The sequence below is a fragment of the Streptomyces lydicamycinicus genome (genome assembly GCF_000829715.2).
In the GTDB taxonomy this organism is placed as follows: Bacteria; Actinomycetota; Actinomycetes; order Streptomycetales; family Streptomycetaceae; genus Streptomyces; species Streptomyces lydicamycinicus.
This window is the reverse complement of sequence record NZ_BBNO01000004.1, coordinates 348,217-371,137: the sequence shown is the minus strand read 5'-3', so window position 1 is coordinate 371,137 and position 22,921 is coordinate 348,217. Positions and strand designations below refer to the sequence as shown.

Below are 22,921 nucleotides of genomic sequence, written 5' to 3'. Positions count from 1 at the left end.
CATGCAGATAGATCCCGACGTTCTCGACGTCCTCCGCGCGGCCACGGTCGACGGCCCGGCGCTCCGCCTGAACGGCCAGCTCGAACGCAACCTGTACGAGCGCGTCAACCTCGCCCTTCACACGGTGGGCGGCGTCTGGCACCGCTACAAGAAGGCCCACATCTTCACCATCGACGCCGCCGACGCCATAGCCGGGCTGCTCGCCACGGGCGAGGTGATCACCGATGTCGACCGGGGGTTCTACCCGACGCCGGAGCCCACGGTCGAACGCATCCTGGACCTGGCCGAACTCGAAACTGGATGCGAGGTGCTGGAGCCCTCGGCGGGGCGCGGCGCCATCGCCGAAGCCGTCGCCGCCCGCGGGGCCATCGTGGACTGCGTCGAACTCGACACCGCCCGCGCCGAGCACATCCGCGCCGGCGGGTACGCCCGGCAGGTCACGAACGCCGACTTCTTCAGCGTGCCGGTGCAGCGCCGCTACCAGCGCGTCATCATGAACCCCCCGTTTGCCGGACGCCAGGACATCCGGCACGTGGAGCGGGCGCTGCGCTTCATCCAGCCCGGCGGCCTCCTCGTCGCGATCATGTACGGCAGCCTCACTTACCGGGGCGATCACAGGACCAATGACTTCCTCGCCCAGATCTGGGAGGCGCGGGGAACCCTGTGGGAGCTGCCCGCAGACGCGTTCCCGGCGGTAGGGGTGGCCACTGTGATCGCGGTCATCCCGGTCCGCGACGTGGCTCCCCCTCGCGGCATGCGACAGATCACGCTCAGGCCCGAGGACTTCACCGCTCAGTCCCGCGCGGTGCAGCAGGACCTGTTCCTCACGGACGAACCGACCGCTCACGGAACAGCGCCTCTCGACGGGCTCGGCTACGGAGCGCCGCATGACGGGCGGGACCACTCTTCGCGCAAAATAGATCCCAACACTCAAGAGTGATACGGTCTATCTCGTTGGAGGGAACGGCCGCAGCCGAGGAACCGGCCCACCAACATGCCGTGGCATGCGGCATCCCCTTCGGTGCCTGGCGGGTGGCCAATCCCCCGCGCCCTACCCGCCAGGCACCGGCTCCGCGCCGACGTGAAGCCACCCGGGATGCCGCCACGTCCACGATCACGCCCGGACCCGCCCTCGCCCACGGGGGCGGGTCCCCGTGCACTCAGGAGCGCCATGAACGCAGAGGACTTCAAAGGGGATCCAGCGGACCGCGAGCTGTACCTGCGCCTCCTCGTCGAGCGTGACGGCCCGCCGATCAACGCCCTCATCGAACGCGACCCCGACCTCAAGGTTCGACGAGGGCCGGATCTCGAAGCGGAGCGACATTGCGCGGAGATCGAAGCGGCCATGGCACCCAAAAGACTGAGGAGAGCATCGGCATGACAGAAAGCCAGGGGTCAGAGAGTGCGGACCGCCGTGTTGTGCCCGTGCCGGGAGCCGAGTGGTGCGGTGCTTGTGAGGCATGGTGTCAACCAACCGGAATCTGCGGCTGCAATAACCGCTAATCTCCTCCTGTCTCCTTCCTGTGTACCGGCCCGTCCCGGGGATCTTCTGGAGATGCGGCCAATGTAGCCTGCGTTACAGTAGGCATTGAGGCGAAGGGTGTTGTTGTGGTCCCACCCTTGCGTCGCTGGAGGTGAATTCTCTGGTGTCGTATACCGCAGTCAAGAACATTCTGGTGGGTGTTTTCCTGAGTGCCGGAATGCTGGCGCTTGCGAATTACCCAGAGGGCTGGTGGCCACAGCACCAAGCGATTCTCATGGTGACGCTTGCTCTCGGGTTGGCGGCTACAGCTTTTGAACCCTTCTGGCGGCAGATGGGGCTTGCAAAGAGAGTGCGGGAGGCTCGCCAAAGAGATGCGCGAATGCGGCAGGAGATGGGGGTCGTGCTCCTTGGGCTAGTGGAGCATGCGAATGCCGACTGGCGCAGATCTGGCGTCTTCGTGCACGTGGCAAGCCGATGGCCAACTTGGCTTAGAGCCCGCCTTCGTCCGGTTTCATTCATTGGCATTGATCGAGATGATCAAAATTTGGGTGCAGCATTTTATCGCTACGATCACGGGCCGATAGGGACCACTTGGGCGAGGAAGGAAGCACTTGCTGAAAATTGGCAGCAGATCTGTGCCGACCTGCGTGTGGACTGGGAATCGAAGCGGGCCGCAGGGGTTGTTGACCCCAAGTCGAGAATAGGGAGAATTGTGAAATCTCCGATGGGCCAGTGGTTCGCGCGATCTTCCCGGGGGAGAAAGATCACGGGGTCGACGCGCTGGCGCGCCAGGGTCGATTCCTGGCTGTGGAACCGCATTGATAACAATGAGCGATGGAGGATGACTCTAAGCGAGTTCCGGGATGTCGAGCACTATCATTACCTCGTGACCTGGCCCATTCGAGATCCTAGAAACCGCCACGTTGTCGGTGTACTCTCGGCAGACGTCAGGCCGCGCCGCGGGCGGCCAGTTGATGTTGATCTCAATGGTCCGATTGCAGGTGCATTGAACACTGCAGCTGGTCACATCCAGGAACTCGTGCGTCGAGGAGGGCGAGATGCGTAGAGTTGACCTTCCTCCGGTCGACGAGGTAGATCCGGAGTACATCAAGTACAAGGCGCAGCTCGGTGCCTCAGAGGCCGAGCTTGAGCGACTGCGGGAGCGGCTCGCTGCCCAACAGGAGAAGCTTGCGACGGCCGGGGCCGGGTCGAACCGCTCAGGTCGCGGGTAAAGGGACATCGCCAGTCGCGGAGCCTCGGGCAGACGAGATCCCATAGGCTGATGTCGTAGGGCGCGGGGAACGGCCTACACAAGGGACGCCCCGTGACCCCGACGCCCGCCAATATCCCCGAACAGCTCCTGCCGCTCGCCGTCCCCATCGGGGATCTCACGCCGTACCACCGAAACCCCCGCAGCGGCGACATCCCCTCCATCGCGGAATCGCTGACCGTCAACGGCCAGTACAGGGCCATCGTCGTCAACAAGGGCACGTTCACCGGCCGGCTCAACGAGATCCTGGCAGGCAACCACACACACGCCGCTGCCCAGCAGCTCGGCTGGAACCAGATCGCCGTCACCTGGGTCGATGTCGATGACGATGCGGCTGCCCGCATCGTCATCGTCGACAACCGGACCAACGACCTCGCCGGGTACGACAGCGCCCTGCTCGCCGAAGTCCTCTCCGAGATCCCCGACCTCGCGGGTACGGGATACGACCGCGAGAGCGTCGACCGACTCCTGGACGACACCTCACTCCCCGAGACACTGGAGCTGACATCGGACGGCGCGGGCACCGGAGCTGCCGCCACGGTCGACTACCTCCAGTGGGGCTACCTCCAGTGGGAGTCCAAGCGAGTGCGGATCACCTCCGAAGAAGTCGAAGCCCTCAACGCCATCTACACGAAGTTCGTCGACGACACCAACAGTGACCTCGGCTTCGGCTGGCACGTCCTTCAGGAAGCCCACCAGGAGGGCGAACCCGCATGAGCAAGGCACCCACCACCACCTTCCACGAGGCGTACCCGCTCGACCAACTGCGCCCCGCCGACTACAACCCGCGCCGCCTCAGCGAGACGGCCTTCGTCCGGCTCCAGGCATCGCTGCGCCGCCACGGCGTCGTCAAGCCGGTCATCCTCAACGCGGACGGCACCCTTGTCGCAGGTCACCAGAGGACCAAGGGACTCAAGGCCATCGGCCTCACCCACACCCCCGCAGTCATGCTCGGCACCAAGGTCAGGTTGCAGGACGAGATCCAATTCAACCTCCTCCACAACCGCGTGGAGACCGAGGCCAGCGTCGTCTACGCCGAGCCCGGCGAGATCGGCGCCTGGTCCTGGATACCGTGGCAATCCATCCGCGTCACCGAACGCAAGAACCTCTCCTTCGTCAACGCCATCGGCCATATGACCGCCGGCCATGGCCCCTGGGGCAGCGTCGTCATCGATGACCAGGGCCGCATCGTCCTCAACGCCGAGTACGCCGTCGTCGCCTCGTTCTCGCGCTTCGACGTCCTTGCCTGGACTGTGTCCTCCGCCGACGCCGCCCAGCTCCACGCCGATCTCACTGGTGAGTACGGCGTCTACGACTGGACCGCCATCGAGAACAAGGCACCCGTCTGGAACCAGCACATCGTCCAGCCCAAGAGGCTCAGGCAGTTCTCCTCCAAGGCCAAGGCGGGGAAGCTCGCCTACGGCTCCGAAACATGGGACCAGCTCGTCACCCCTTGGCTGAAGCCCACGCACCGCGTCGTGGACTTCGGCGCCGGATACGGCGACTACGCCAAGCACCTGCGCGCAAAGGGCTTCAACATCCACGACTACGAGCCCTACCGCTGCCGGGACGGCTCGTACGCCGTCGACATCCGGGCCGTCGTCGGCATGATCCGCGACATCGACAAGGACATCCAGGCGAACGGCCTGTACGACGTCGTCGTCCTCGACTCCGTCATCAACGCCACCACCTCGCTCGACTACCAGCACTGGGTCATGACCACGGTCAACGCTCTGTGCGCCGCCGACGGAGTGGTGTGCCTCGGCACGCGCAACCTGGCCCGCGAACTGCGCGACGAGCAGGCCAAACGCGTCACCTCCCAGACGGCGACGACGAAGATGAGCTTCCTCGACGAAGACAACGTGGAGATGAACTTCGTCAAGGGGAAGTGGCAGAAGCTCCGCTTCCACACGCCTGAAACGCTGGAGCCGCTGCTCCGCCGGTACTTCAAGGACGTGCAGGTCAGCGACCTCAGCGGGTCCAACCTCAAAGCCACATGTCGCCGCCCGATCCCGCTCCCCAAAGAGGAATACGAGAAGGCATTCGAAGAGGAATTCAATATGCCTTATCCGAATGGCTTCCGCCATGACAGGCATCTGGAATTGGTGGGAAATTTGATAAAATTGGTAGTAGAGAGAAATGAATCTCTCGCCAATTGAGAAGAGTGTGGGGAGCGCGTGTTGCAGCGAATACAGGTCCAAATTGAATCGCGAAGTCGGTACCACATCATGTGGCTGGCCGGCGTGCGGCACGTAGCTCTCGACCAGCACTGCCTGCGCAGCTTCGGCCAGCCCGAGCGTCCCCGAGTGGATGTCCGTCGCCGGCACCAGACCGTTGAACTCCCGCCGAACAACCCGCCGCTGGCCTGGTACCTGTGCGCGCTGCCCAACCCCTGGAACTGGAGCCAGAACGCCCACCTGGCATTCGAAGGCGCACCCGGAGAAGAGTGGGAGGGGCCCGCCCTTGTGCCGGGTCTGCACGTGCGCCTCGGTAATGCTCGCCCCATCACTGGATGGGGCGAGCACAGCATTCCTGCGGAAGAGCCGCGTCGGAACTCGGTCCGCTTTCGCACCTGCCGCAACTACCAGTTCGCTTGGTGGCTGCGCACCGAGCGCGATGCGCCCGACGCGCCGCCTGAGTATGTACGCCCCCAGAAGCCCGAAGAGGGTGAGCAGATGTCGCTGATCTGAGGAACGGGGCGCTGGGGTGCCAACGACCCGCCCCCGGCATCACGAATCGTCGCCGTCGGACCTGTCCTGACCGCGGACAGCGTGCTTGGCTCGATGCCAAGACTCGGCGATGTCGGGCACCTGGTCGAGGAGTCCCTTGATCACGAACAAGGCCACGGCCAGTACACCCGAGGCGCCAAGAAGCCACAGGATGGCGGAGTCCACCGGTTCAAATCCCATTCCCTGTCGGGCGGTCGAACCAAGGTGGCCGATAGGCAGACCTCAGCTCGACCACCACGCACATGCGTGTGGTCAGCTGAGGTCCTGCCGACGCTCAGAACTCAGATGGTGCGGTGCTAGCGCAACCTGAGACGGGCTCTCCTTACAGCATCGCTCTGTGCGGAACACGGCCTGGGCGGCAAGCCCCGGCCTACCTGGGACGTCGGTTCCAGGCTCCCGGCAAACGCACTTGTCATCGTAGACAGCGGGGACCTGATGGCTCAGACCCCGCTGCGTACAGAACTGTACCCAATCCGGGGCGAGTTGGCGGGAGTCCGCGCGAACTGCAGCAGAGCGTACGGGGGAGTCCCGCAACTGATGCCAAGTGCGATCATGGTGACGGGCGCGGGGGCGCACCCGAGCTGTGGAGGACCCCGCCGTGGGACGCCCCGACAAAGCCGCGCGTGCGGCCATCGCGCGCCGCCGCTCGGACGCCATCGACCTACGACTCGCCGGCGTGGACTGGCTGACGATCGCCCGCAAGCTGGCTGCCGACCCGACCGCGAACTCTGACGGCATCGCCTACCCCCAGGGCTACGGCATCGAGCGGTACCGCAAGAACCAGGACCCGCCCACCGACGAGGCCCTGATCCACGCCGCCTGCCGGGACGTCCGCACAGCACTCGCCGACCGCCGCGCCGAGCTAAACGACGACGTTGACGAGCTGCGCGAGCTTGAAGCCGACCGGCTCGACCGGCTGTTCTTCGTCGCCTACAAGAAGGCCGTCCGGGACCAGGATCTCGCGGCCATCGACCGAACCCTGCGGATCATGGAGCGGCGCGCCCGCCTGCTCGGCCTCGACATGCCCGTCAGGACGGAGCTGTCCGGCCCCGACGGCGGGCCGGTGCAGATCGAGAACGTCACCGCCGACGAACTCGACGCGCTGATCGCCCTGACCGACCCGGACGCCGAATGAGGCCCCGGGACAACGAGAGCGTCATCGCCCACTACAAGACGCTGCCGCCAGCCCAACGCCGTGCCATCGCCCGGTCCGCCTCCCCGACGCTACGGGCCGAGCTGGCACGCGCGGAGCGTCAGTTGGCCATGGACCGCTCGCCAGGCGCGCTCGCCGCCGTCCTCACCGGCGGGCGAGAGATGCAGGCACCGCACCTGGACCTGATCGACCGCGCGTTCATCGACATGGCCGAGGGGCGGTGCGACCGGGTCATGCTCACGATGCCCCCGCGGCACGGCAAGAGCCGACGCGCCTCCCGCTGGGCTCCGCTCTGGTACCTGAGGCGCAACCCCGGCCACCGCATGATGATCGCCAGCTACTCCGCCGACCTGGCCGACGACCACGGCCGATGGATCAGGGACGCCATCTACACCTGGGGCGACGACCTCGGCATCCAGCTCGCGGCCGGCAGCAAGGCCGCCAACCGCTTCGACATCGTCGGCGGCGAAGGCGGGCTCCTCGCTGCGGGCATCGGAGGCGGCCTCACCGGACGCGGCGCCCACATCGCCATCGTGGACGACCCGGTCAAGGACATGGCCGATGCGGACTCGCCGACCATGCGCAAACGCGCCTGGGACTGGTGGACCTCCGTAATACAGACCCGACTCGAACCCACCGGAGCCATCTGCCTGATCCAGACGCGCTGGCACGAGGACGATCTCGCCGGGCGCATCCTCGCCACCGAGCGAGACGCATGGCGCGTCATCGACCTCCCGGCCCTTGCCGACAGCCCCGATGACCCGCTCGGCCGGGCACCCGGCGAGCCGCTGTGGCCCCAGCGATTCGACGCAGCCCACCACGCCCGAACCCGTAAGCGTGTCGGCGAACGGGTCTGGGGCGCCCTCTACATGCAAAAGCCCCGCCCGGCCGAGGGAGGCGTGTGGAAGCGCGGGTGGATCGACACCGCCCGCATCAACGCCGTCCAGTTCTCCGGCATCGACATGGCGCGCATCGTCGTGGCAGTCGACCCCGCCGGCGGAGAGTCCACCGTCGGCGACGAGACCGGCGTCATCGGCGTGGGCCGGGACTTCGACCGGCAGCTCTACGTCCTCGCCGACCGGTCAGGCTCCATGGGCGCCAACGACTGGGGCCTTGCCGCCTGCCGACTCGCCCTCGAACTCAAGGCCGACGCCATCGTGGTGGAGAAGAACTACGGCGGGGACATGGCCCGCCAGATCGTCACGCAGGCATGGGAGCAACTACGCCGCGAAGGCGTCACCAAGGGACTGCTCATGCCGATGATCCTGGAAGTCACTGCCAAGGTGGGCAAGCGCCTGCGCGCGGCACCGGTGGCACAGCTTTACGAACAGCAGCTCGTCCACCACGTCGGCGAATACAGCGAACTGGAGGACCAGATGGTCACCTGGGTCGAGGGAATGGATAGCCCGGACCGGATGGACGCCGCGGTGCATGGGCTGACCGAACTAGCCGACCCGGATCAACTGGACACCCTGCCATCCGACATCGACGACGACCGCTTCGACGGGCGCCGCTGAATCGGCTGGCCTGCTGACAGTAAAACGGCCCCATGAAGAAACGGCCCATAGCCGCGCAGTGGACGGCCACATACTCACGTGAGTACGTGTTCTTCACAGGAGGCAAGTTTTACGCGTCATCCCGCTATGCTCGGCAGGGGCTACCCCACCAGGGGGTGACCCCTGTGGAGTGAGCACCACCCGCGAGATGCGGGCACCGGCCGCCAAGATGCCAGTCGAGAACGGCCGATGCCCAGCCCGGCTACTGGTCGCCGAAGTGGCTGCTCAGCCAGACCGCGATCTGGATGAGTAACCAGACTCGGCGGCCAGTCAGCTGCCTCCGCTTCGGCTTGGCGTGCTCTCCCACCACACTCTCCCTTCACCGTTAAGGCGTAGAGGACATGCCCGAACTCATGAACGGGCGAGCGGGATGGGTGACCCACAGTAGTAGCAAGCCGACCCTATGCACTGCACCTCCGTATCGTGGCAGCTTTCGCGAACTCTGCGGCTAATCAGCCTTGTGCTGTGGACGACTACTGGGTGCTGCCGCGCTGCTAGCCTCCGGGCATGGGGATCAGGGGGAGTTGGGCCACAGCCCTGTGCACCGCAGCCATCGCCGCTGCGTGCCTCACGGGCTGTTCGTCCAAGGCTGAGAAGCCGAGCCAAGAGGTGCAGCGCGTCGCCCATCTTGACCGAGTACGCGAGACGTACCGGCTCGGGCGCCGCGAAGGGCTGGCCATGCAGCGCCAGAAGATCGCCAGCGGTGCAGCACCTTCCTACTCCAGCCCGAGCGAGAAGGAGTGTGCCGACCGATGGGATCAGCTCGGTGAGCACGAGCAGAGCGCAGGCGACCGAGTCGGCTTCCTCTCCGCGTGCTCCTCATTCCCGGCGCCGGGCATGCCCGGCTATGACGAGGCTGTGGCTGAGGTCGCCGGGAAGAGGCCGTAGTTCGTGGTGTGAACCGACGGCGTGATCTGCCTCGGGCAGGGTGGCGGTCGTCCCCCTGGAGCGACCGCCACCGGCTAGCTATCGCCGCTGCTCGAACATGACCAGGAACGGGGACACGAATCCCGACGCTTCGACCGGGCTGGTGTCCCCGAAGACGATCAGCAGCGCGCCGGCCACCAGGGCGAGCCCGTAGATTCGGGCCGCGGTGGCGTCGTGGCCGTTGCTGACTTCGGGGACGGCGTTGTTTTCGCACATAATGGAGTAGCTCCTGTTCTTTGCTGGACAAGGGCACACGGTTACTCACAGCGACTAGGACCCCTGTGGTAACCAGACGGCGGCTGGGGCGGCGGCGCATTGCAGTGCGCGTACTGCCTCAGCCGTTAGTCATGGGTCGACGTGAAGCCTTCACCCCCATAGTTCGGCCATACGACCTCAATGCACAGGGACGCGCAGAGGTCGAGCAGGTCCTCTCTCGGAGCTGCGGGCACGAGCAGCGTGAGGGTGGGGGTCGGGTGGAAGAAGCGGCGGTAGTCCATGAGGGTGCCGATCGCACTTCGAACTGACTGCCGGGTGGTGTTGTGTTTCACCTCGATGAGTCTGTTCTCGGTGGCGTCCAGAAGATCGACGCGGGCAATTCTGGTTTCGCCCTTCACCCGTACCTGTGCGCTGACGACCTCGCGTCCGAGACCGTGCAGGTGGTTCGCGTAGTCCCCGGTCAAGCGTCGGAGGATGTCGGTCGGGGATTCCTGAGGCTGACGGCGGACACGGGCAACGGTGATCTCGGGTGCCTTGGTGATGCGTGTTTCAGTCAACGGAGTGACCGGCAAGCGGGGGCCCTCGGGGACGGTAGCTCCTACCGGCCGTAGCCGGAAGACGATCACAGTCCGGAGGTCGCCGTTCGCGTCCGGTGCGTCCGCGATGTAGTACGGCTGCTCAGAGTCGACCTCGAAGCGGCCCAGGTGGCGATAGAACCGGCCTGGTTCGTCTGAATGCCTGCGGAGCTGGTGGAACAGGTGCACCGCGCGGCCCTGCTCCTTATGGCGCAGCAGTGCCAGGTTCCCCCGTGTCATCTCCTGGTCGCCGTGCATGCCGGCGCCCGAGAAGTGGAAGGTTCCGTCCTCCCCCCACCCCGTGATGTCATTCGGGCTTGGTCGCTCGGTGACGAAGACCATCACCATCTGAGACTGGGTCGACGGTGAGATGCCGCCTTGAGGGGTACCGCCGAAGCGCGCGTGCAGATCGCGCCGCGCTACTACCTCGCCTACCTTCAGCTCATCCTTGGTCACCGTCCACCTCCCGTGCCATGAAGGCTAGCGCAGTCACCGTGATGAAAGAGGGTGACCTCGGGTCATCACCTGAAGAACGCGGTTACTTGAACTGCGCTTATGCGTCGAAAGCCCCGCAAAAGATCCTGTGCACCCGCCCTAGGTGTTATCGAGTCGTTATGTACGGCCTTGGGGGGTGGGCATCGGGCACGTAGGGTGTTGCCTGCGGCGCGGGGCCGACTGCCTGGAGGGGCACAGTGGGCCTGCGTGAGCTGATCACCGACGTCTGGAGCTGGCTGGACTACAAGCCAGTCATGGCCGATCCACGCCGACCGGGACGCAACGCCTGGGCGGAGCTGACCTCATCCTGGGTTCCCGACGAGGACCTGCGGCGCCTCGCCGCGTACCGTCTGCTGGCCGCGTACGACTCCAACCAGGCCGGCCAGGTCGCCGCGATAACCGGCGACGACGAAGCCGGCACCGAGCGGCGCGAACTCGGCGACGCCTCGAAGCTCGTCGACACTGCGCTCGGCTACCTCCTCGGCTCCGAGCAAACCATCACGGTCGCAGGTGCGGAGCATGCTGATGACGAACCCACGGACGAGGCCGCCATGGCACTGGCGGTACAGAACAATTTGAGGGCGTGGGCGGAGAAGGAGCTGTTGCCCCTGCGCATCCAGCAGGCGGAGCGGACCGCGATCCTGCTGGGCGACGCGGTTTACAGCCTTGCCTGGGAGCCGGCGAAGGGCCGCGTGCTGCTGCGCACGTGGGATCCGGGCCTGTACTTCCCGGAGTGGCCTGAGGACGGCGAGCAGGATGGCGCCGAGTTCCCCATGCGTGTCCATCTGGCCTGGGAGCTGCCGGAGGACAAGCGGCGCGGCCTGAAAGCCAGGCTCCGCCGCGTCACCTACGAACTGGGCCCGATCGCCCCCGCCAGCCGACGCGGCACAGCGAAGAACGGCAATGCCGTGCGCGAGTACATCTACGCCGACGACGGCGAGCCAGTCCTCAGCAGGGGCGACTCTCTCAATGGCGACGCCGGCGTGATCACCCGCACCTACCCGTGGGCACCGGGTCGTCCGACCCCTTGGACGTGCTACCTCACCGATGCCGAATGGGAGTTGGACGACCTCAAGTACGCCGACTTCCTCTACGACTTGCCCATGCACAAGGCCACCTACCGGGTCCGATCAGACGGTGAAGTCCTCGACCGGCTCGACCTGATGGTGGACTTCATTCCCCTCGTCCACGTCACCAACTCCATCCCGGCCAGCGGCGAGCACTGGGGCAAGCCCACCGTCGCCACCGTCCTCCAGGCCCTGGACGAGCTGTCCGCCACCGACACCGACAGCTCCGGAGCATCAGCCACCACCGGCTCGCCGATCATCGGCCTGGCCGGGGCACGGCTTCCCATCGACCGCGCCACCGGCCAGCCTCTCCCGGTTAAGGTCAGGGCCGGGACGGTCTGGCAGCTCAACGACAACGGGCGCATGGACGTCCTGGACACCTCCGCCCAACTCGCCGAGCTGCGCGCCCGCGTCGACCACATCCTCGACCGGATCGCCGCGAACAGCCGCCTCACGGCGGCCGGCCTGGGCACGCTCGACCCAACAGCCCTGCCATCCGGCTACGCCCTACAGCTGGCCCTCGGCCCGCTGGACTCCTTGGTCGCGGCTATGCGCCTGGCTCGCAACCACAAGTACGTCATCCTGCTGCGCATGGTCCAGCGACTGCATCAGGCCGGGCAGGCCGAGGGCTGGCCCGCGGGGGAGTCTCTGCCCGCCCGCTTGATGTGGGGGCCGCACACCCCCACCGACCGTGCTGCCGTTCTCGACGAGGTGGTCAAGGGCGTGGGCGCCGGTGTGCTGTCCGTCGAGACCGGCGTCCGAATGCTGATCGATGCTGGGTATCCCATCGATGACGCTCAGGCGGAGATCGAGCGAATCCAGGCCCGCGCCTTCGATGCTGCTGCGCGACTCGCCGACGCCACCGGAGACAATGCCGCTGTTCGTGAATACCTGGGGCTGCCCGAGCCCGCCCCGGAGCTGCCGAGCACGTCCATGATTCCAGCCGGAGCGCGTGGTGAGTGAGTTGAGGGAACTCTGAGCCTGACGGTGGCTGCGCATCGGATAATCGAGTGCATGTCGTCCCACCACCGGTACCCCGGCATAGCTCAGTTCCCGCGCCCTGTACCCGTTGATGTGGAGGTGCTGGGTCTTGCCTTTGACGTGACGATCGGAAGACACCAAGTCACGGTTACTCTTCCCGTCCTCGAAGGTGAAGCCCAGTTCACCCCACCCCCTGACCGCCTTGGGCGGCTGGACCGACTTATCGCTCCGCCTGACGTGACCGGCGAGGCTCTGCCCAAGGCCCTGCTGCGCACCTCCACGGATGCGTGGGGGTATCGCAGCACGCAACGCATCTGCTATGTCGAGGCAGTAGCCATCTCGCCGATCCTCGAACATGAACAGGACCTGCTGGAAGAGCCTGTTCGTGATCTCGGTAACAAGTTCTTCACGTGGTTCCGCATCTTCCAGGAATGGGCCTGTGCGTGGAGTGGTGAGCCGATGCAGGACTTCGACCCGTACCGCCCTTCCGCTGTTCACGTCGTGGACGATCAAGGGGAGGTAGTTAGCAACGGGCCGAGGGAACGCGGTGTATATGTTTGGCCAAGGCCCCTCAATCGAGACCAAGTTGCGGGTGCGATGCGACGTGCGTCTGATGGGGAGTTGCTCCCGCCTGAGCACCGCACGCTGCTCGAAGCTGTGGAGGCGAAGATTGGGGCCATGCCCCGCAAAGCAGTTGTTGATGCGGCCACGGCCGTCGAGGTGGCGATGGGTGGCTACATCACTCGCGAACTCACCTCCAGGGGCATAGGTGCGTCATTCATCGATGAGGTGATCAAGGGTGTTAATGGACTGATGAATCTGCACAGCCTTTGTACGGAGCTGGGCGCGGATCCAGGTGTGTCCAAGAACAAGCTTGGCGCGCAACTCGCCAACGTCAGGAATCGGGCTGCTCATGCGGGGGTGCGACCCACATGGGCCGAAGTTCGGGCCGCTTGTGATCACGCTGCCACAATCGTGCATGCCATTACTCCTCTTCCGGAAGCGTGATGGGAACCATCCGCTCGAGCCCGGTATCACGGGCTTCGCCCGACGTGCGCTGCCGAGTGCATCAGGAAGCAGCCCCGTCCAGCAGATCGCTAGACTGATCATCGGCGTGGGGGCGCTGGAGACCTGTGGATGGTTCACGCATGACGCGCCCTTCGCTCCCTAACCCCTTTGTGCCGCTCGGGCGCCGCCGTGACGGGCGACCGATCTACCCGATCCTCGGAGCTTCCCTGGAGAATGACTCCAACGAGCCCGAAGGCGACGGTGGGGCACCGGGCGGTGCCGTCTCGCAGGAGGATCTGTCTCGGCTGCTGGCCCGCGAAAAGACGCAGGGCGGACGCGCAGCCGTGAAGAAGCTGCTTGGCGATCTCGGCTTCGACAACTCCGAGGCGCTGACCGAGTTCATCACCACGAAGCGCGACGCCGAACAGGCCGCGCTGTCGGAGGTGGAACGCCGAGAGCAGGCCGCCGAGGAGAAGCTGAGGGCGGCTGAGGCTCGCGAGGCCCAGGCCGCAGCCAGGGAGCGCGCCGCCATCCGACGTGCGGCTCTCGCCGGACTTGGCGCAGCCGGAGACGACCTCAGCGACGCAGTACTCCTCATCGACCGGGCCCTTGACGACCAGCCCGATGTCGACGAGGACGCAGTCGCCGCGGCTGCCGAGCAGTTGAAGGAGCGGCGACCGGAGCTGTTCGGCCAGACCCGCGAGACCACACCGCCCGCTCCTGGCGGATCTCCCGCCGGCGGGCCGCCGTCCCGTGGCGGCGTGCCGCCCAAGCCCGGCGCGGCCGGGCTGGAAATGGCTCGGCGTCGGGGCTTCATCACCTCCGACTGACCAGGTTCAGCGACGTCATGGCGCACACCATGACCCCACCGGCGGGATAGCCGGACATGGGGACCACGCCCCTCACTCCTCCCGTGGACGGCGCCACCACCAGGTGAGTGCGCGAATCCGATTCGCTTCACGTCCACGGGAGGACGGCTGTGACACTCCAGCCCATCACCACGTCGACCTCGTACACCGCCGACCGGGCCTGGCTCGCGGCGCTGCACGGCACCGACTCCACCGAGACCATCACGCTCGACATCTCGAAGCTGACCGCCGGCACGCACACCGCCGCGTCGGCCGACACCAACCAGCCGTATAGCCGGGTGCTGTCCGGCGTACCCGTCGGCAAGATCACCGCGAGCGGCCTGTACGGAGCCTTCGATCCGACGGCGACCGACGGCCGCCAGAGCCTCGCCGGTCACGTCTTCGCCGAGGTGCTGTTCGCGCCGACCGCAACGAAGGTCCCTGCCGCACTGCTGTGGCACGGAGTCGTCGTGGCCGCGAAGGTCCCTGGCGGCATCGACACCACCAAGGTCACCCCGTCGGTGACCGGTCCGCAGATCCGGTACGTGTGAGAGGCGGCCGACGATGACCATTCAGGACCTGATCAAGAACGTCGCCGCCCGCGACCTCACGACATTCGCCCGCGCCATCCCGTCACAGAAGGACCACCTGCTCACCAAGGACGGCGGGATCATCCCGACGCTGGAGCAGGACGAGGTGAAGTGGCGGGTCAAGGACAACGGCCGGTACGTCAACGTCGCCAAGTACCGCGCGTTCGACGCCAGCGTGCCGTTCGCGACCCGCGAGGCGTGGCAGACCACCCGCGAGGGCATGCTGCCACCGCTCGGACAGAAGCTGCTCGTCGGCGAGCAGGAGCAGGTGCTGCTGGAGGCGTCCCGCGGCGCGGACGAGGACCGGCTGATCGAGCTGCTGTACGACGACACCGAGCGGCATGTCGAGGCGATCCGCTCCCGTGTCGAACTCGCGTGGGGCGACGTCCTGGTGGACGGGAGGTTCTCGCTCAACGCGGAGAACGGCCTGACGATCGAGGTCGACTGGGGCGTGCCGGCGGGCAACCTGCCGACCGCGCCCAAGCTGTGGTCGGACCCCACCTCGGACCCAATCAAGGACGAGCTGGCGTGGATCCAATACCTCGATGACCGGGGCGCTCCGTTCCCCGACATGGTGGTCACCAGCCGGAAGGCGTACAGCTTCCTCGCCGCAAACAATGCCTACCGCGCCGCCTACTACGGCTCGGTGAACCCGTCGAACACTCCGACCGCGACGCTCACCCCGCAGCAGATCAATGTGGTCCGCGACAACTACGGCCTGCCCCCGATCACCTTCTACAAGGGGCAGGTGCGTGTCGACGGTGTCCAGACCAAGGTGCTCCCGGAGGACCGGTGGATCATGCTGCCGCCGGACCGTACGAAGTGGGGGCAGACGATCTTCGGTGTGACTGCCGAGGGCCTGGCGCTCTCGCGCGGGACGAACCCGGAGATTACCAAGGAGGACCGTCCGGGCATCATCATCACCCGCGGCGCTCAGGATGACCCCGTTCAGATCTGGACCAAGGGTGCGGCGGTCGGCATGCCCGTGCTGCACACGCCGGACGCTCACATCGTGGCCAAGGTGATCTGATGGGTCGCCGCCTCGCCACCGCCGTCCACGTCCAGCACCCGACTTCGCGCGAGTGGATCGTGCTGGAGCCGGGTGACGAGCCTGACGACGACCTGGCCGCCGAGATCACCAATCCGGATGCCTGGGAGAACGACGAGCCGTCGCCCGGCCCGGAGGAGTCCGAGCCGGACGAGCCGAAGAAGGACGAGCAGAAGCCCTTCGGCTTTACCGCGCCGCCCGAGCCCGAGCCCGAGCCCGAACCGACGGCGCCGGCACCGAGGCGGCGCAGGAAGGCCGCCGACGCCGACGAGTAAGAGCACACGACACCTCAGCCCGTCCCCGCCCCGCCTTGGTGGGGGCGGGCCACGGCCATCCAGGAGCACTGATGGACCCGATCCTCCTCGCCTGGCTCCGGGCGCAGCTCGGCACCGCCACGGACGAACAAGACCTCGCCGCCCGCTACGCCCGACTCGGACGAGCCCGCGCGGTCGCCGCAGAGGTTCTTGCCGAACGCCGTGCCAAGCTGCTCGCTGAACCGCTGCGCATGACCGTTGACGGCGTGGTCACTATCGATCAGAGCAACAACCTTGCCGGACTGGAGCGCCAGATCACGGGCCTCACTGAACTCGTCGCCCCGGATGATCCGGCGGCAGGAGAGGCCAGCGCCGACCTGGTCACCGCGCCGCTCCTGCCGTCTCGGCGTACAAGGTAGAGCGGCTATGCCGTACGAGTGGCCGCCACTGATACCCGGCGACCCCGATGAGATCGCGCGCCGCGTCGCAGCCGTACTCGAGGACGCCTGGCAGCGCCTGGAGGCCAAACAGCGGGAGGTGATCGCCAAGTTCGCGGACAATCCGCGTACTCCCTACACCCTGGCGACTCTGGAGGAGTTCAAGCAGGCGATCAGGGACTTCCGGCAGCGCGTGGATCAAGAGGCCCGGCAGTTCGTACAGCGGCAGCTCCCTCATCTGTACGAAGAGGGCGGGCGGACGGCTGCCGAGGCCCTGGGCGTGACCTTCACCTGGACCACGTTCCACCGTGACGCACTGCAGTCGCTCGCAGCAGACTCCTACGCCGACTTCCTGCGCCGCTCCGAGGAAGCCGAACGGATGGCCAGCCAGTTCTACCGGGCAGTGCGGCAGGCTGCTCGCCGCGAAGTGCCACTGCTGGCAGCGGGCAACATGACCGCGAAGCGGGCCGCGAAGAACCTCGCGAACCGGCTCGCCGCGAAGCACAAGCTGACGCACGTCATCTACCGCAACGGAGCCCGCGTCCCGGTGCGGGCATGGGCCGAGGCCGCCACGCTCGCGAAGTCGGCCGTCGCCTATAACGCGGGCACCCTCAACAGGTCTCGTCAGGCCGGTGTCAGCTTCGTTGAGGTCTTCGACGGCTCCGACTGCGGGTGGACTTCTCACCAGGACGCGGATAAGGCGGCCGGAACGCTCCGCGCCGTCGAGGACGCAGCAGAGTGGCCCATCTCGCATCCCCGCTGTCGACGGGCCTTCGGCCCCAGGCCGGATGTCCAGCTACCGCGGCAGCGCAGCGATGGGGACAAGAGGTCAGAACATGCGTACGCTCCACCTGCGACCTGACGATTGTCGGACCCGTACGTCAGGTGAAGCGCAGACGCGGAGTGGTCCTCCCCAAATCCCCTGGGGAGGACCACTCCGTGCCATGACTACAGGTCGACATCACCTGAACGCACGAGGTCTACGAACGACGACCACGCGGCAGTCGACACGACGAGCGCCGGTCCGCTCGTGTCTTTGGAGTCGCGGATGCCGATCTGACTGCTCAGGTTGACAATCTCGATGCAGTTGCCCGTGTCGCCGCTGCTGTACGACGACTTGTACCAGGCGCTCTCGGGCGCCAGTTCAGGGGCCGTGGGGTGGTGCATGTGAGTGTTAATGGCTCTTCAACTCTCGGTCTAGTCGTTGCATGAACTCGGCGGTGTCCTCTGGCGGGAGCGCCGAGGACATCATCGTGTCGAATCGGCGCTTGAACCTATCGACCTCGCGTGGCTTGTCGGAGGTCGAGACGGCACCCCAGGCGGTGTCGATCTGCACCATCGGTGGCAGACCATCGCCAAGGTCGAGGATGGCGAAGTCGTGGGATGCGCGGTAGCCCCGGCCGGCGAGGGGGAGCACTTGAATCGCTACATGATCGAGTGCAGCCAGCTTCGTGATCTCTTCGTACTGCTCACGCATCACCTCTACGTCCCCAACGATGTGGCGCAGCGCCGCCTCACCCAGGATCACCCACAGCTTGACCGGATCGGGCTCTCGCCGTAGGACCCTCTCCTTGCGCTCCATGCGAAGTGCGACGTTCTGGCGGCAGAACTCCGTGGTGGTCTCCTCGACCGGCTTCCCGATGTCGAATATGGCCTGAGCATAACCCTCGGTCTGCAACAGGCCATGGACTGCCGTCGGTTGGTACACGCGGATCTCCCGCGCCTCCGACTCGACTCCCACGAAGGTCGGCATACCGGCCTGCATGACTCTGCGGTAGCGGGTCACCCAGTCCTGGTTCGACGAGTCGCGGTTCAGTTCGACAAGGGTCTCGATGACCTCCTCGTCCGTGACGCCGTACTTGTCCAGCAACTTGCGTAGGTCACCGACGTTCCGGAAGTTCAGGGCGCCTGTCTCGATGCGCTGTAGCGCGGCCTCGGAGAGCTTTGTGCCGGTGACGGCGGCCTTGCGCGTCATCGGCTTGCCGGTCTTCATGACGATGCTTTCCCGCATCTGCCGGAGCTGGAGCCCGAGTTCCAGACGTCGTCCGGTTGCCCCACGCTTCGCTGCCACTTGTGCGCCCTCCCCATACCGCTGTGCGGATCACCTGCTGGTGTGCGCAGAGTGTGGCATCCCGTGTGCGGGCCCCGCAGCCCCTTGTGCGGATCTCGGCATATACCAATGTGTCTTCAGTTGAATATTCACCGCAGATTCGGTTGCCGATGAACCCGCATAAGCGCCAACGTAGTTGTGTCGGCGGGGGGCGATCTCCTGGGGGAGGCGAGCCCGCGCCGGCGGCCGGAGCGCGCCGTGCAGTGCGGTTCGCGTGGGTGGCGGAGAAGAAGATCCGTCCCTGTCCGATGAGCGCGGCTGCGCTCCGGCTCCGATTCCTCACCCACGTGCCATGCGACTGGCAGCCGGCACATCAAACCAACACCGTGGAGGCAACCCATGCTTGAGGGACGCCGCGATACCACGTCCCGGATCATTCAGCCGGACACCGCGTACGTACCCTTGCCGGTCCGTACGCCTCAGCAGGCGATGGAACAGCTCGACGCGCGACACGAGCTGGAGGAGCGCGCACCCGACTTCTTCCACGTCCCGGACGCTCCCCGGACCTGGCGCCGCCTGCACCGCGTCCTCACCAGCGAGGAGCGAGTGTCGTGACGTCCATCGGCTTAGGCGTTGTGGCCGTGTTCGGACTCCTCGCACTCTTCGGCTCGAAGTGGGGGAGGCGATCATGAGTGCCGCGCACCGAAGGAAACGCCGATTGCCGCGCCTGCGCTGGGCGATCAGGCACCCCTACCAGACGCTCCTTCGTAACCACGACAAGGCGATCGGCAGCACTGGATTCGGCCTCGGCCAGGCCGCCGTGATCGGTTCCTTCACCATCGGTGTCGTCGGCTGGCTCACCTACCAGTACGTCGTTCACCTCGGCCCCTAAGAACAGGTCATCTCCGCGCGGCCGGATCGCTGTCCCCGCGCCGAGATGACCGCAGATGGCTTCCTCCGCCTCCCGTAGCGACCGCTGCGCTCGCCGACACGGGCACGGCCTGGTCCCGGGATGGTCAGAGCGGAGGAAGCGGCCCGCTCCCTGGTGGGTACGCCGTCCCCGTCGGCGCAGGGAGCCGGGCCCCGGCCGCCGCTCCTTACGCGGAGAGCGGCGGCCGGTAGCCACGCCCAGTGCTGTCAGCCCAGCGATGAAAGGCCAACTTGCCGTGCGAGCCAGCTCAAAACGCGCCACGCCACCGGCATTCCGTAAGCCGGACGCGTACCCACGTTGTCAGCACCGCCCCGCCTGCCCCGCCGCGGAGGCCACTGACCGGGAGGCAGCACATCCCGTGGCCTGCCACCCTGAGCAGGGCTGGAGCCTGCTGTGTAACGGTGTCCTGCTCTTCGAGGACACCGGTGAGCTGCTGCCGGACGGCCGGATCATCCAGCCGCATCGTTCGCTCTCGATCGATGCGCGGGCTGCGGCATGACTACTCCTCTGATGCCGTGGTCTTCCGTCGTCCCCTACGTCACCGCTCGGCGGGGCGAGGATCCGGACTCGGCCGCGATGCTCGGCCTTCGCCCCGGTGGCGGAGGGCTCTGTTACCTGGACGAGGGCCCCAGGGATCGGGACGATCAAGGGGTCCTCTGGGCCCGGTGCTCCCAGAATCGCGAGGACGGCTGGCCCGTCGGCTCTCCGCGATGGCGGGAGGTCCATCCGTCTCGGCAGCGGGAGGCGATGCAGGGGCTCCGGTGCCAGGTGTGCGTCGTCCAGCCGGCCAGCCGGACCGCCAGCGGCTACCTGTTCCTGGCAACGAGGCCAGATGATTCCGTGAAGTCGGATTGGCCAGAGGGCGCCCTTACCTGGCAGCCGCCTCTCTGCCTTGATTGCGCTGTGGTTGCGGTCGAGCAGTGTGGCCACTTGGTGAGGGCCGGGGCTGTGGTGATTCGGGTGCGCGTACCGCGTCTGTACGGAGTGGTCGGCACTCTCTACACCACCGGCCCCGACATGCGGCCCGTGCCCGTGAAGGTCAGCGACGAGGAAGCGGATCGGCCCTTGTCGTACAAGGAGCGTCTGCTCAGGCCGTGGTTCCTGGCGTCTCAACTCGTACGCGAGCTGCGCGGTGTCACTGTCGTCGATCTCGAACGGGAGGTCGCGGCTGCTCGCTCTTGACCTCGCTTCCTCCGCCTTGCTTGCTGACCGCCTTCATCAATCCACCTTGAGGGGGACTCCTTGAGTAAGTCCGATGACGATGCCTTCCGCGTGGTCTCGTGGAATGTCGAGCACAACGGCACCGGCCGTGATGGCTCGGACGAACGCTGGCATCTCGCCATGGAGGTCCTTGCTGCTCTCAACCCCCATGTGCTGCTGCGCCAGGAGCTGACCCGCGCGGACATGTACGGCAGGCGCGCGGTGTGGGCTGAGGCCGCTCGTCTGGGAGGCCACGCCGCGTTCCTCGCCAGCGCCACACCGGAGTCCGCGAACGCGACTGGCGTCTACACCGATCCGGGCCTGTGCGAGCCGACCGAGTTCTACGAGCACGCGACCGGCATGTGGCATCCCATCTGCAACCCTGTCGTGCGGCTGAAGGGTGCCCAGACAAAGCTGAGTCTCGCGTCGTTCCACCTCTGCTCCTTCGACCCCGACCGGCGAGTCAACGAGGCGCGGCGGTTGACCACCCTGGGCAAGCCCGGGATGGCGGCGATCATCGGTGGCGACTGCAACTCCTATCCGCACAGTGAGGATGAGGCGGCCTTCCTCCCGGACTGGGACGAGGTGGAGGATCGCAGTCACTTCGAGCACCGCACGGTCGACCGGGATGGGCAGCGCGTTTCCGACACGCGCCCGGATCACATCCTCGCCGGTACACACCACGGCCGACCTCCGGTGTTCGTCGAGTTGGGGCAGTACGCCGCAACGCGGCTGCGCCAGCCCGGCGCGCTCTCTCCGACCGCGTCCCTGTGGCGCAGGGACCAAGGCGAGATGCAGCGCATCGACCGGATCTACGCCACGCCGCAGGTCGCCCAGGCCCTGACGAGCCTGGAGGTCATCGTCAACGACGAGATCCGTGAAGCGTCCGATCACTGTCCTGTCGTGGCCACCTTCAGCCTCTCCGGTGTGCGCCGCGCACTGGCACCCAGCGCCGCCACGGCTGCCTAACTCGGGAGGCGACCACCAATGAACCGGAAGTCCCAAATTACCGTCCTGTCCTGGAACTTCGAGCGCAATGGTGCGGGCATTGCAGCGAAGAGGCTCCGGGCGCACGAGTTGCTTGCATCCCTCAATCCGCACCTCGTCCTCCGGCAGGAGATGTGGGGAGCGGACACCAACGGCAACGAGATCATGTACGAGCTGGAGGATGTCCTCGGCCTGCGCGGCTGGCTGGGCCCGCGGGCGTGCACTGCGGTGTTCGCCGACCCCCGCAAGTTCCAGCCGCTGAGAGAGTGGCCGCAGACCGGCCCGATGTGGGTGCTGCCTCCGACAGCCATGACTTTGCGGTTCACGCCGGCGGGCAGTCGATCCATGCCGATCGCGGTGGCCTCGTACCACCTGAACTACGCCTCCCCGACCACCCGGCTCGCCGAGGCCGAATGGCTCACGGTCTGGGCCGACAAGACGTGGACGACGGCCGACGGCGAGACCGTGCGGATGCCAGCTCTCCTCGCTGGGGACAACAACTCGTACCCCTCACCGGGTGTAGAGGGAGACGTCGCCCTGCCGGAACTGAAGGCCATAGCCGACCGGCCGCACCGCTTGCACCGGTCCTTCGTTGGGCCCGGCGGCAGGCGCGTCATGGACACCCGCCCGGACGAGGCGCTGCGCACGGCGGGGCTGGAGGATGTCGCGCGCCATTGGGCGAACACGCGGGATGGGAGCGCGAAGGCGCTTTCTCGCACGGTCAACGGTTGCGAGACCCACGGTCCGGACTCACGCATCGACCGCATCTACGCCACGAGCGACCTGCTTGGAACTGTGGTCGGCGTTGACGTGATCGAGGTCCCGGAGGCGGACTCGGATCACCACGTTGTCCGCCTCACGCTCGACGCCGACATCCTCTCGGACGTGCTCAACCACCAGCTCGAATTGGCTGTGGCATGAACGACGGCCGCCGCGGTGAGCGTCGGCGGCATACCTGAACCCCGGTCCGGGGGAAGCGGCCCCGCACGCTCCAGCACGTGGTGCATGGCACCTCGGACCGGTGGCCGGAACTGCCTGGGCCGTGTGGCTATCTCACTACGCTCCAGGGCCTGACCGGCTATCTGCAACACCGCAAGATCGTCTCGACCAGTCAAC

27 protein-coding genes and 1 pseudogene are annotated in these 22,921 nt (G+C 66.5%); 23 read left to right on the top strand and 5 right to left on the bottom strand.

What is annotated here, in order from left to right:
* The first annotated feature begins 1 nt into the window (after position 1).
* The 7 genes from TU31_RS14940 (at position 2) to TU31_RS38615 (ending at position 5,443) form a co-directional block, all read left to right on the top strand.
* Positions 2-940: an SAM-dependent methyltransferase gene (locus TU31_RS14940; protein WP_052718950.1), complete on the top strand. Its 939-nt coding sequence runs from the start codon at positions 2-4 to the stop codon at positions 938-940.
* Between the two features lie 231 nt (positions 941-1,171).
* A complete protein-coding gene (locus tag TU31_RS38630) occupies positions 1,172-1,381 on the top strand; it encodes a hypothetical protein (protein ID WP_158894497.1) in 210 nt (69 codons plus the stop codon).
* 265 nt (positions 1,382-1,646) lie between these two features.
* Positions 1,647-2,549, top strand: coding sequence for a hypothetical protein (locus tag TU31_RS38625; protein WP_158894495.1), 903 nt, complete (start codon positions 1,647-1,649; stop codon positions 2,547-2,549).
* Complete coding sequence (locus TU31_RS38620; protein WP_158894493.1) at positions 2,542-2,715, top strand: hypothetical protein; 174 nt, start codon at positions 2,542-2,544, stop codon at positions 2,713-2,715. Before TU31_RS38625 ends, TU31_RS38620 begins: the two co-directional genes overlap by 8 nt.
* A gap of 92 nt (positions 2,716-2,807) precedes the next feature.
* The gene (locus tag TU31_RS39385) at positions 2,808-3,470 is read left to right on the top strand and encodes a ParB/RepB/Spo0J family partition protein (RefSeq protein ID WP_052718949.1); all 663 of its coding nucleotides are present in this window, start codon (positions 2,808-2,810) and stop codon (positions 3,468-3,470) included.
* Positions 3,467-4,912 (top strand): methyltransferase domain-containing protein, encoded by a 1,446-nt coding sequence (locus TU31_RS14925; protein ID WP_042154523.1) that lies wholly within the window; start codon positions 3,467-3,469, stop codon positions 4,910-4,912. Before TU31_RS39385 ends, TU31_RS14925 begins: the two co-directional genes overlap by 4 nt.
* A gap of 18 nt (positions 4,913-4,930) precedes the next feature.
* Positions 4,931-5,443 carry a hypothetical protein gene (locus TU31_RS38615; protein ID WP_158894491.1) on the top strand — a complete coding sequence of 171 codons (513 nt, stop codon included), beginning with the start codon at positions 4,931-4,933 and terminating at the stop codon, positions 5,441-5,443.
* Between the two features lie 39 nt (positions 5,444-5,482).
* Here TU31_RS38615 and TU31_RS39165 read toward each other — a convergent pair whose 3' ends face one another.
* Positions 5,483-5,647 (bottom strand): hypothetical protein, encoded by a 165-nt coding sequence (locus TU31_RS39165; RefSeq protein ID WP_181018606.1) that lies wholly within the window; start codon positions 5,645-5,647, stop codon positions 5,483-5,485.
* A 433-nt stretch (positions 5,648-6,080) separates the two neighbouring features.
* On the opposite strand from TU31_RS39165, the gene TU31_RS14915 reads away from it, so the two are divergent.
* The gene (locus tag TU31_RS14915) at positions 6,081-6,617 is read left to right on the top strand and encodes a hypothetical protein (protein ID WP_042154520.1); all 537 of its coding nucleotides are present in this window, start codon (positions 6,081-6,083) and stop codon (positions 6,615-6,617) included.
* Positions 6,614-8,152, top strand: coding sequence for a terminase large subunit domain-containing protein (locus TU31_RS14910; RefSeq protein WP_042154518.1), 1,539 nt, complete (start codon positions 6,614-6,616; stop codon positions 8,150-8,152). Before TU31_RS14915 ends, TU31_RS14910 begins: the two co-directional genes overlap by 4 nt.
* A 1,005-nt stretch (positions 8,153-9,157) precedes the next feature.
* On the opposite strand, the gene TU31_RS39160 is transcribed toward TU31_RS14910, so the two are convergent.
* Positions 9,158-9,334, bottom strand: coding sequence for a hypothetical protein (locus TU31_RS39160; protein ID WP_181018605.1), 177 nt, complete (start codon positions 9,332-9,334; stop codon positions 9,158-9,160).
* Positions 9,335-9,459: 125 nt separating this feature from the next.
* Positions 9,460-10,365, bottom strand: coding sequence for an SRA domain-containing endonuclease (locus TU31_RS14900; protein WP_052718948.1), 906 nt, complete (start codon positions 10,363-10,365; stop codon positions 9,460-9,462).
* 236 nt (positions 10,366-10,601) lie between these two features.
* Here TU31_RS14900 and TU31_RS14895 point away from each other — a divergent pair, with 236 nt between their 5' ends.
* From TU31_RS14895 to TU31_RS14865, 8 genes are all read left to right on the top strand, one after another.
* Positions 10,602-12,434, top strand: coding sequence for a hypothetical protein (locus TU31_RS14895; protein WP_042154514.1), 1,833 nt, complete (start codon positions 10,602-10,604; stop codon positions 12,432-12,434).
* 51 nt (positions 12,435-12,485) lie between these two features.
* Positions 12,486-13,460, top strand: a complete 975-nt coding sequence (locus TU31_RS38610; protein ID WP_158894489.1) for a hypothetical protein — start codon at positions 12,486-12,488, stop codon at positions 13,458-13,460.
* A gap of 140 nt (positions 13,461-13,600) precedes the next feature.
* The gene (locus TU31_RS14890) at positions 13,601-14,290 is read left to right on the top strand and encodes a hypothetical protein (RefSeq protein ID WP_158894487.1); all 690 of its coding nucleotides are present in this window, start codon (positions 13,601-13,603) and stop codon (positions 14,288-14,290) included.
* Between the two features lie 149 nt (positions 14,291-14,439).
* Complete coding sequence (locus TU31_RS14885; RefSeq protein WP_052718947.1) at positions 14,440-14,859, top strand: K structural protein; 420 nt, start codon at positions 14,440-14,442, stop codon at positions 14,857-14,859.
* Positions 14,860-14,872: 13 nt separating this feature from the next.
* A complete protein-coding gene (locus TU31_RS14880) occupies positions 14,873-15,928 on the top strand; it encodes a major capsid protein (protein ID WP_042154510.1) in 1,056 nt (351 codons plus the stop codon).
* Positions 15,928-16,221 carry a hypothetical protein gene (locus tag TU31_RS14875; protein ID WP_042154508.1) on the top strand — a complete coding sequence of 98 codons (294 nt, stop codon included), beginning with the start codon at positions 15,928-15,930 and terminating at the stop codon, positions 16,219-16,221. Before TU31_RS14880 ends, TU31_RS14875 begins: the two co-directional genes overlap by 1 nt.
* Before the next feature lie 71 nt (positions 16,222-16,292).
* A complete protein-coding gene (locus tag TU31_RS14870; protein ID WP_042154506.1) occupies positions 16,293-16,619 on the top strand; it encodes a hypothetical protein in 327 nt (108 codons plus the stop codon).
* Between the two features lie 7 nt (positions 16,620-16,626).
* Complete coding sequence (locus TU31_RS14865) at positions 16,627-17,499, top strand: hypothetical protein (protein ID WP_245698550.1); 873 nt, start codon at positions 16,627-16,629, stop codon at positions 17,497-17,499.
* Between the two features lie 86 nt (positions 17,500-17,585).
* Here TU31_RS14865 and TU31_RS14860 read toward each other — a convergent pair whose 3' ends face one another.
* Both TU31_RS14860 and TU31_RS14855 read right to left on the bottom strand, forming a co-directional pair.
* Positions 17,586-17,804 carry a DUF397 domain-containing protein gene (locus TU31_RS14860; protein WP_177164684.1) on the bottom strand — a complete coding sequence of 73 codons (219 nt, stop codon included), beginning with the start codon at positions 17,802-17,804 and terminating at the stop codon, positions 17,586-17,588.
* A gap of 7 nt (positions 17,805-17,811) precedes the next feature.
* On the bottom strand, positions 17,812-18,708 hold the full coding sequence (locus TU31_RS14855; protein WP_042154505.1) for a helix-turn-helix domain-containing protein: 897 nt from the start codon (positions 18,706-18,708) through the stop codon (positions 17,812-17,814).
* 378 nt (positions 18,709-19,086) lie between these two features.
* Here TU31_RS14855 and TU31_RS14850 point away from each other — a divergent pair, with 378 nt between their 5' ends.
* From TU31_RS14850 to TU31_RS14830, 6 genes and pseudogenes are all read left to right on the top strand, one after another.
* Positions 19,087-19,302 (top strand): hypothetical protein, encoded by a 216-nt coding sequence (locus TU31_RS14850; RefSeq protein WP_042154503.1) that lies wholly within the window; start codon positions 19,087-19,089, stop codon positions 19,300-19,302.
* Positions 19,303-19,375: 73 nt separating this feature from the next.
* Positions 19,376-19,579 carry a hypothetical protein gene (locus tag TU31_RS38605; protein ID WP_158894485.1) on the top strand — a complete coding sequence of 68 codons (204 nt, stop codon included), beginning with the start codon at positions 19,376-19,378 and terminating at the stop codon, positions 19,577-19,579.
* Between the two features lie 337 nt (positions 19,580-19,916).
* Positions 19,917-20,117: pseudogene (locus TU31_RS40250) on the top strand (DUF5999 family protein); the annotation flags it as partial.
* Between the two features lie 461 nt (positions 20,118-20,578).
* A complete protein-coding gene (locus tag TU31_RS39725) occupies positions 20,579-20,800 on the top strand; it encodes a hypothetical protein (RefSeq protein ID WP_245698548.1) in 222 nt (73 codons plus the stop codon).
* 60 nt (positions 20,801-20,860) lie between these two features.
* Positions 20,861-21,787, top strand: coding sequence for an endonuclease/exonuclease/phosphatase family protein (locus TU31_RS14835; RefSeq protein WP_042154497.1), 927 nt, complete (start codon positions 20,861-20,863; stop codon positions 21,785-21,787).
* Positions 21,788-21,805: 18 nt separating this feature from the next.
* Positions 21,806-22,726, top strand: a complete 921-nt coding sequence (locus TU31_RS14830; protein ID WP_042154496.1) for an endonuclease/exonuclease/phosphatase family protein — start codon at positions 21,806-21,808, stop codon at positions 22,724-22,726.
* Positions 22,727-22,921 lie beyond the last annotated feature (195 nt).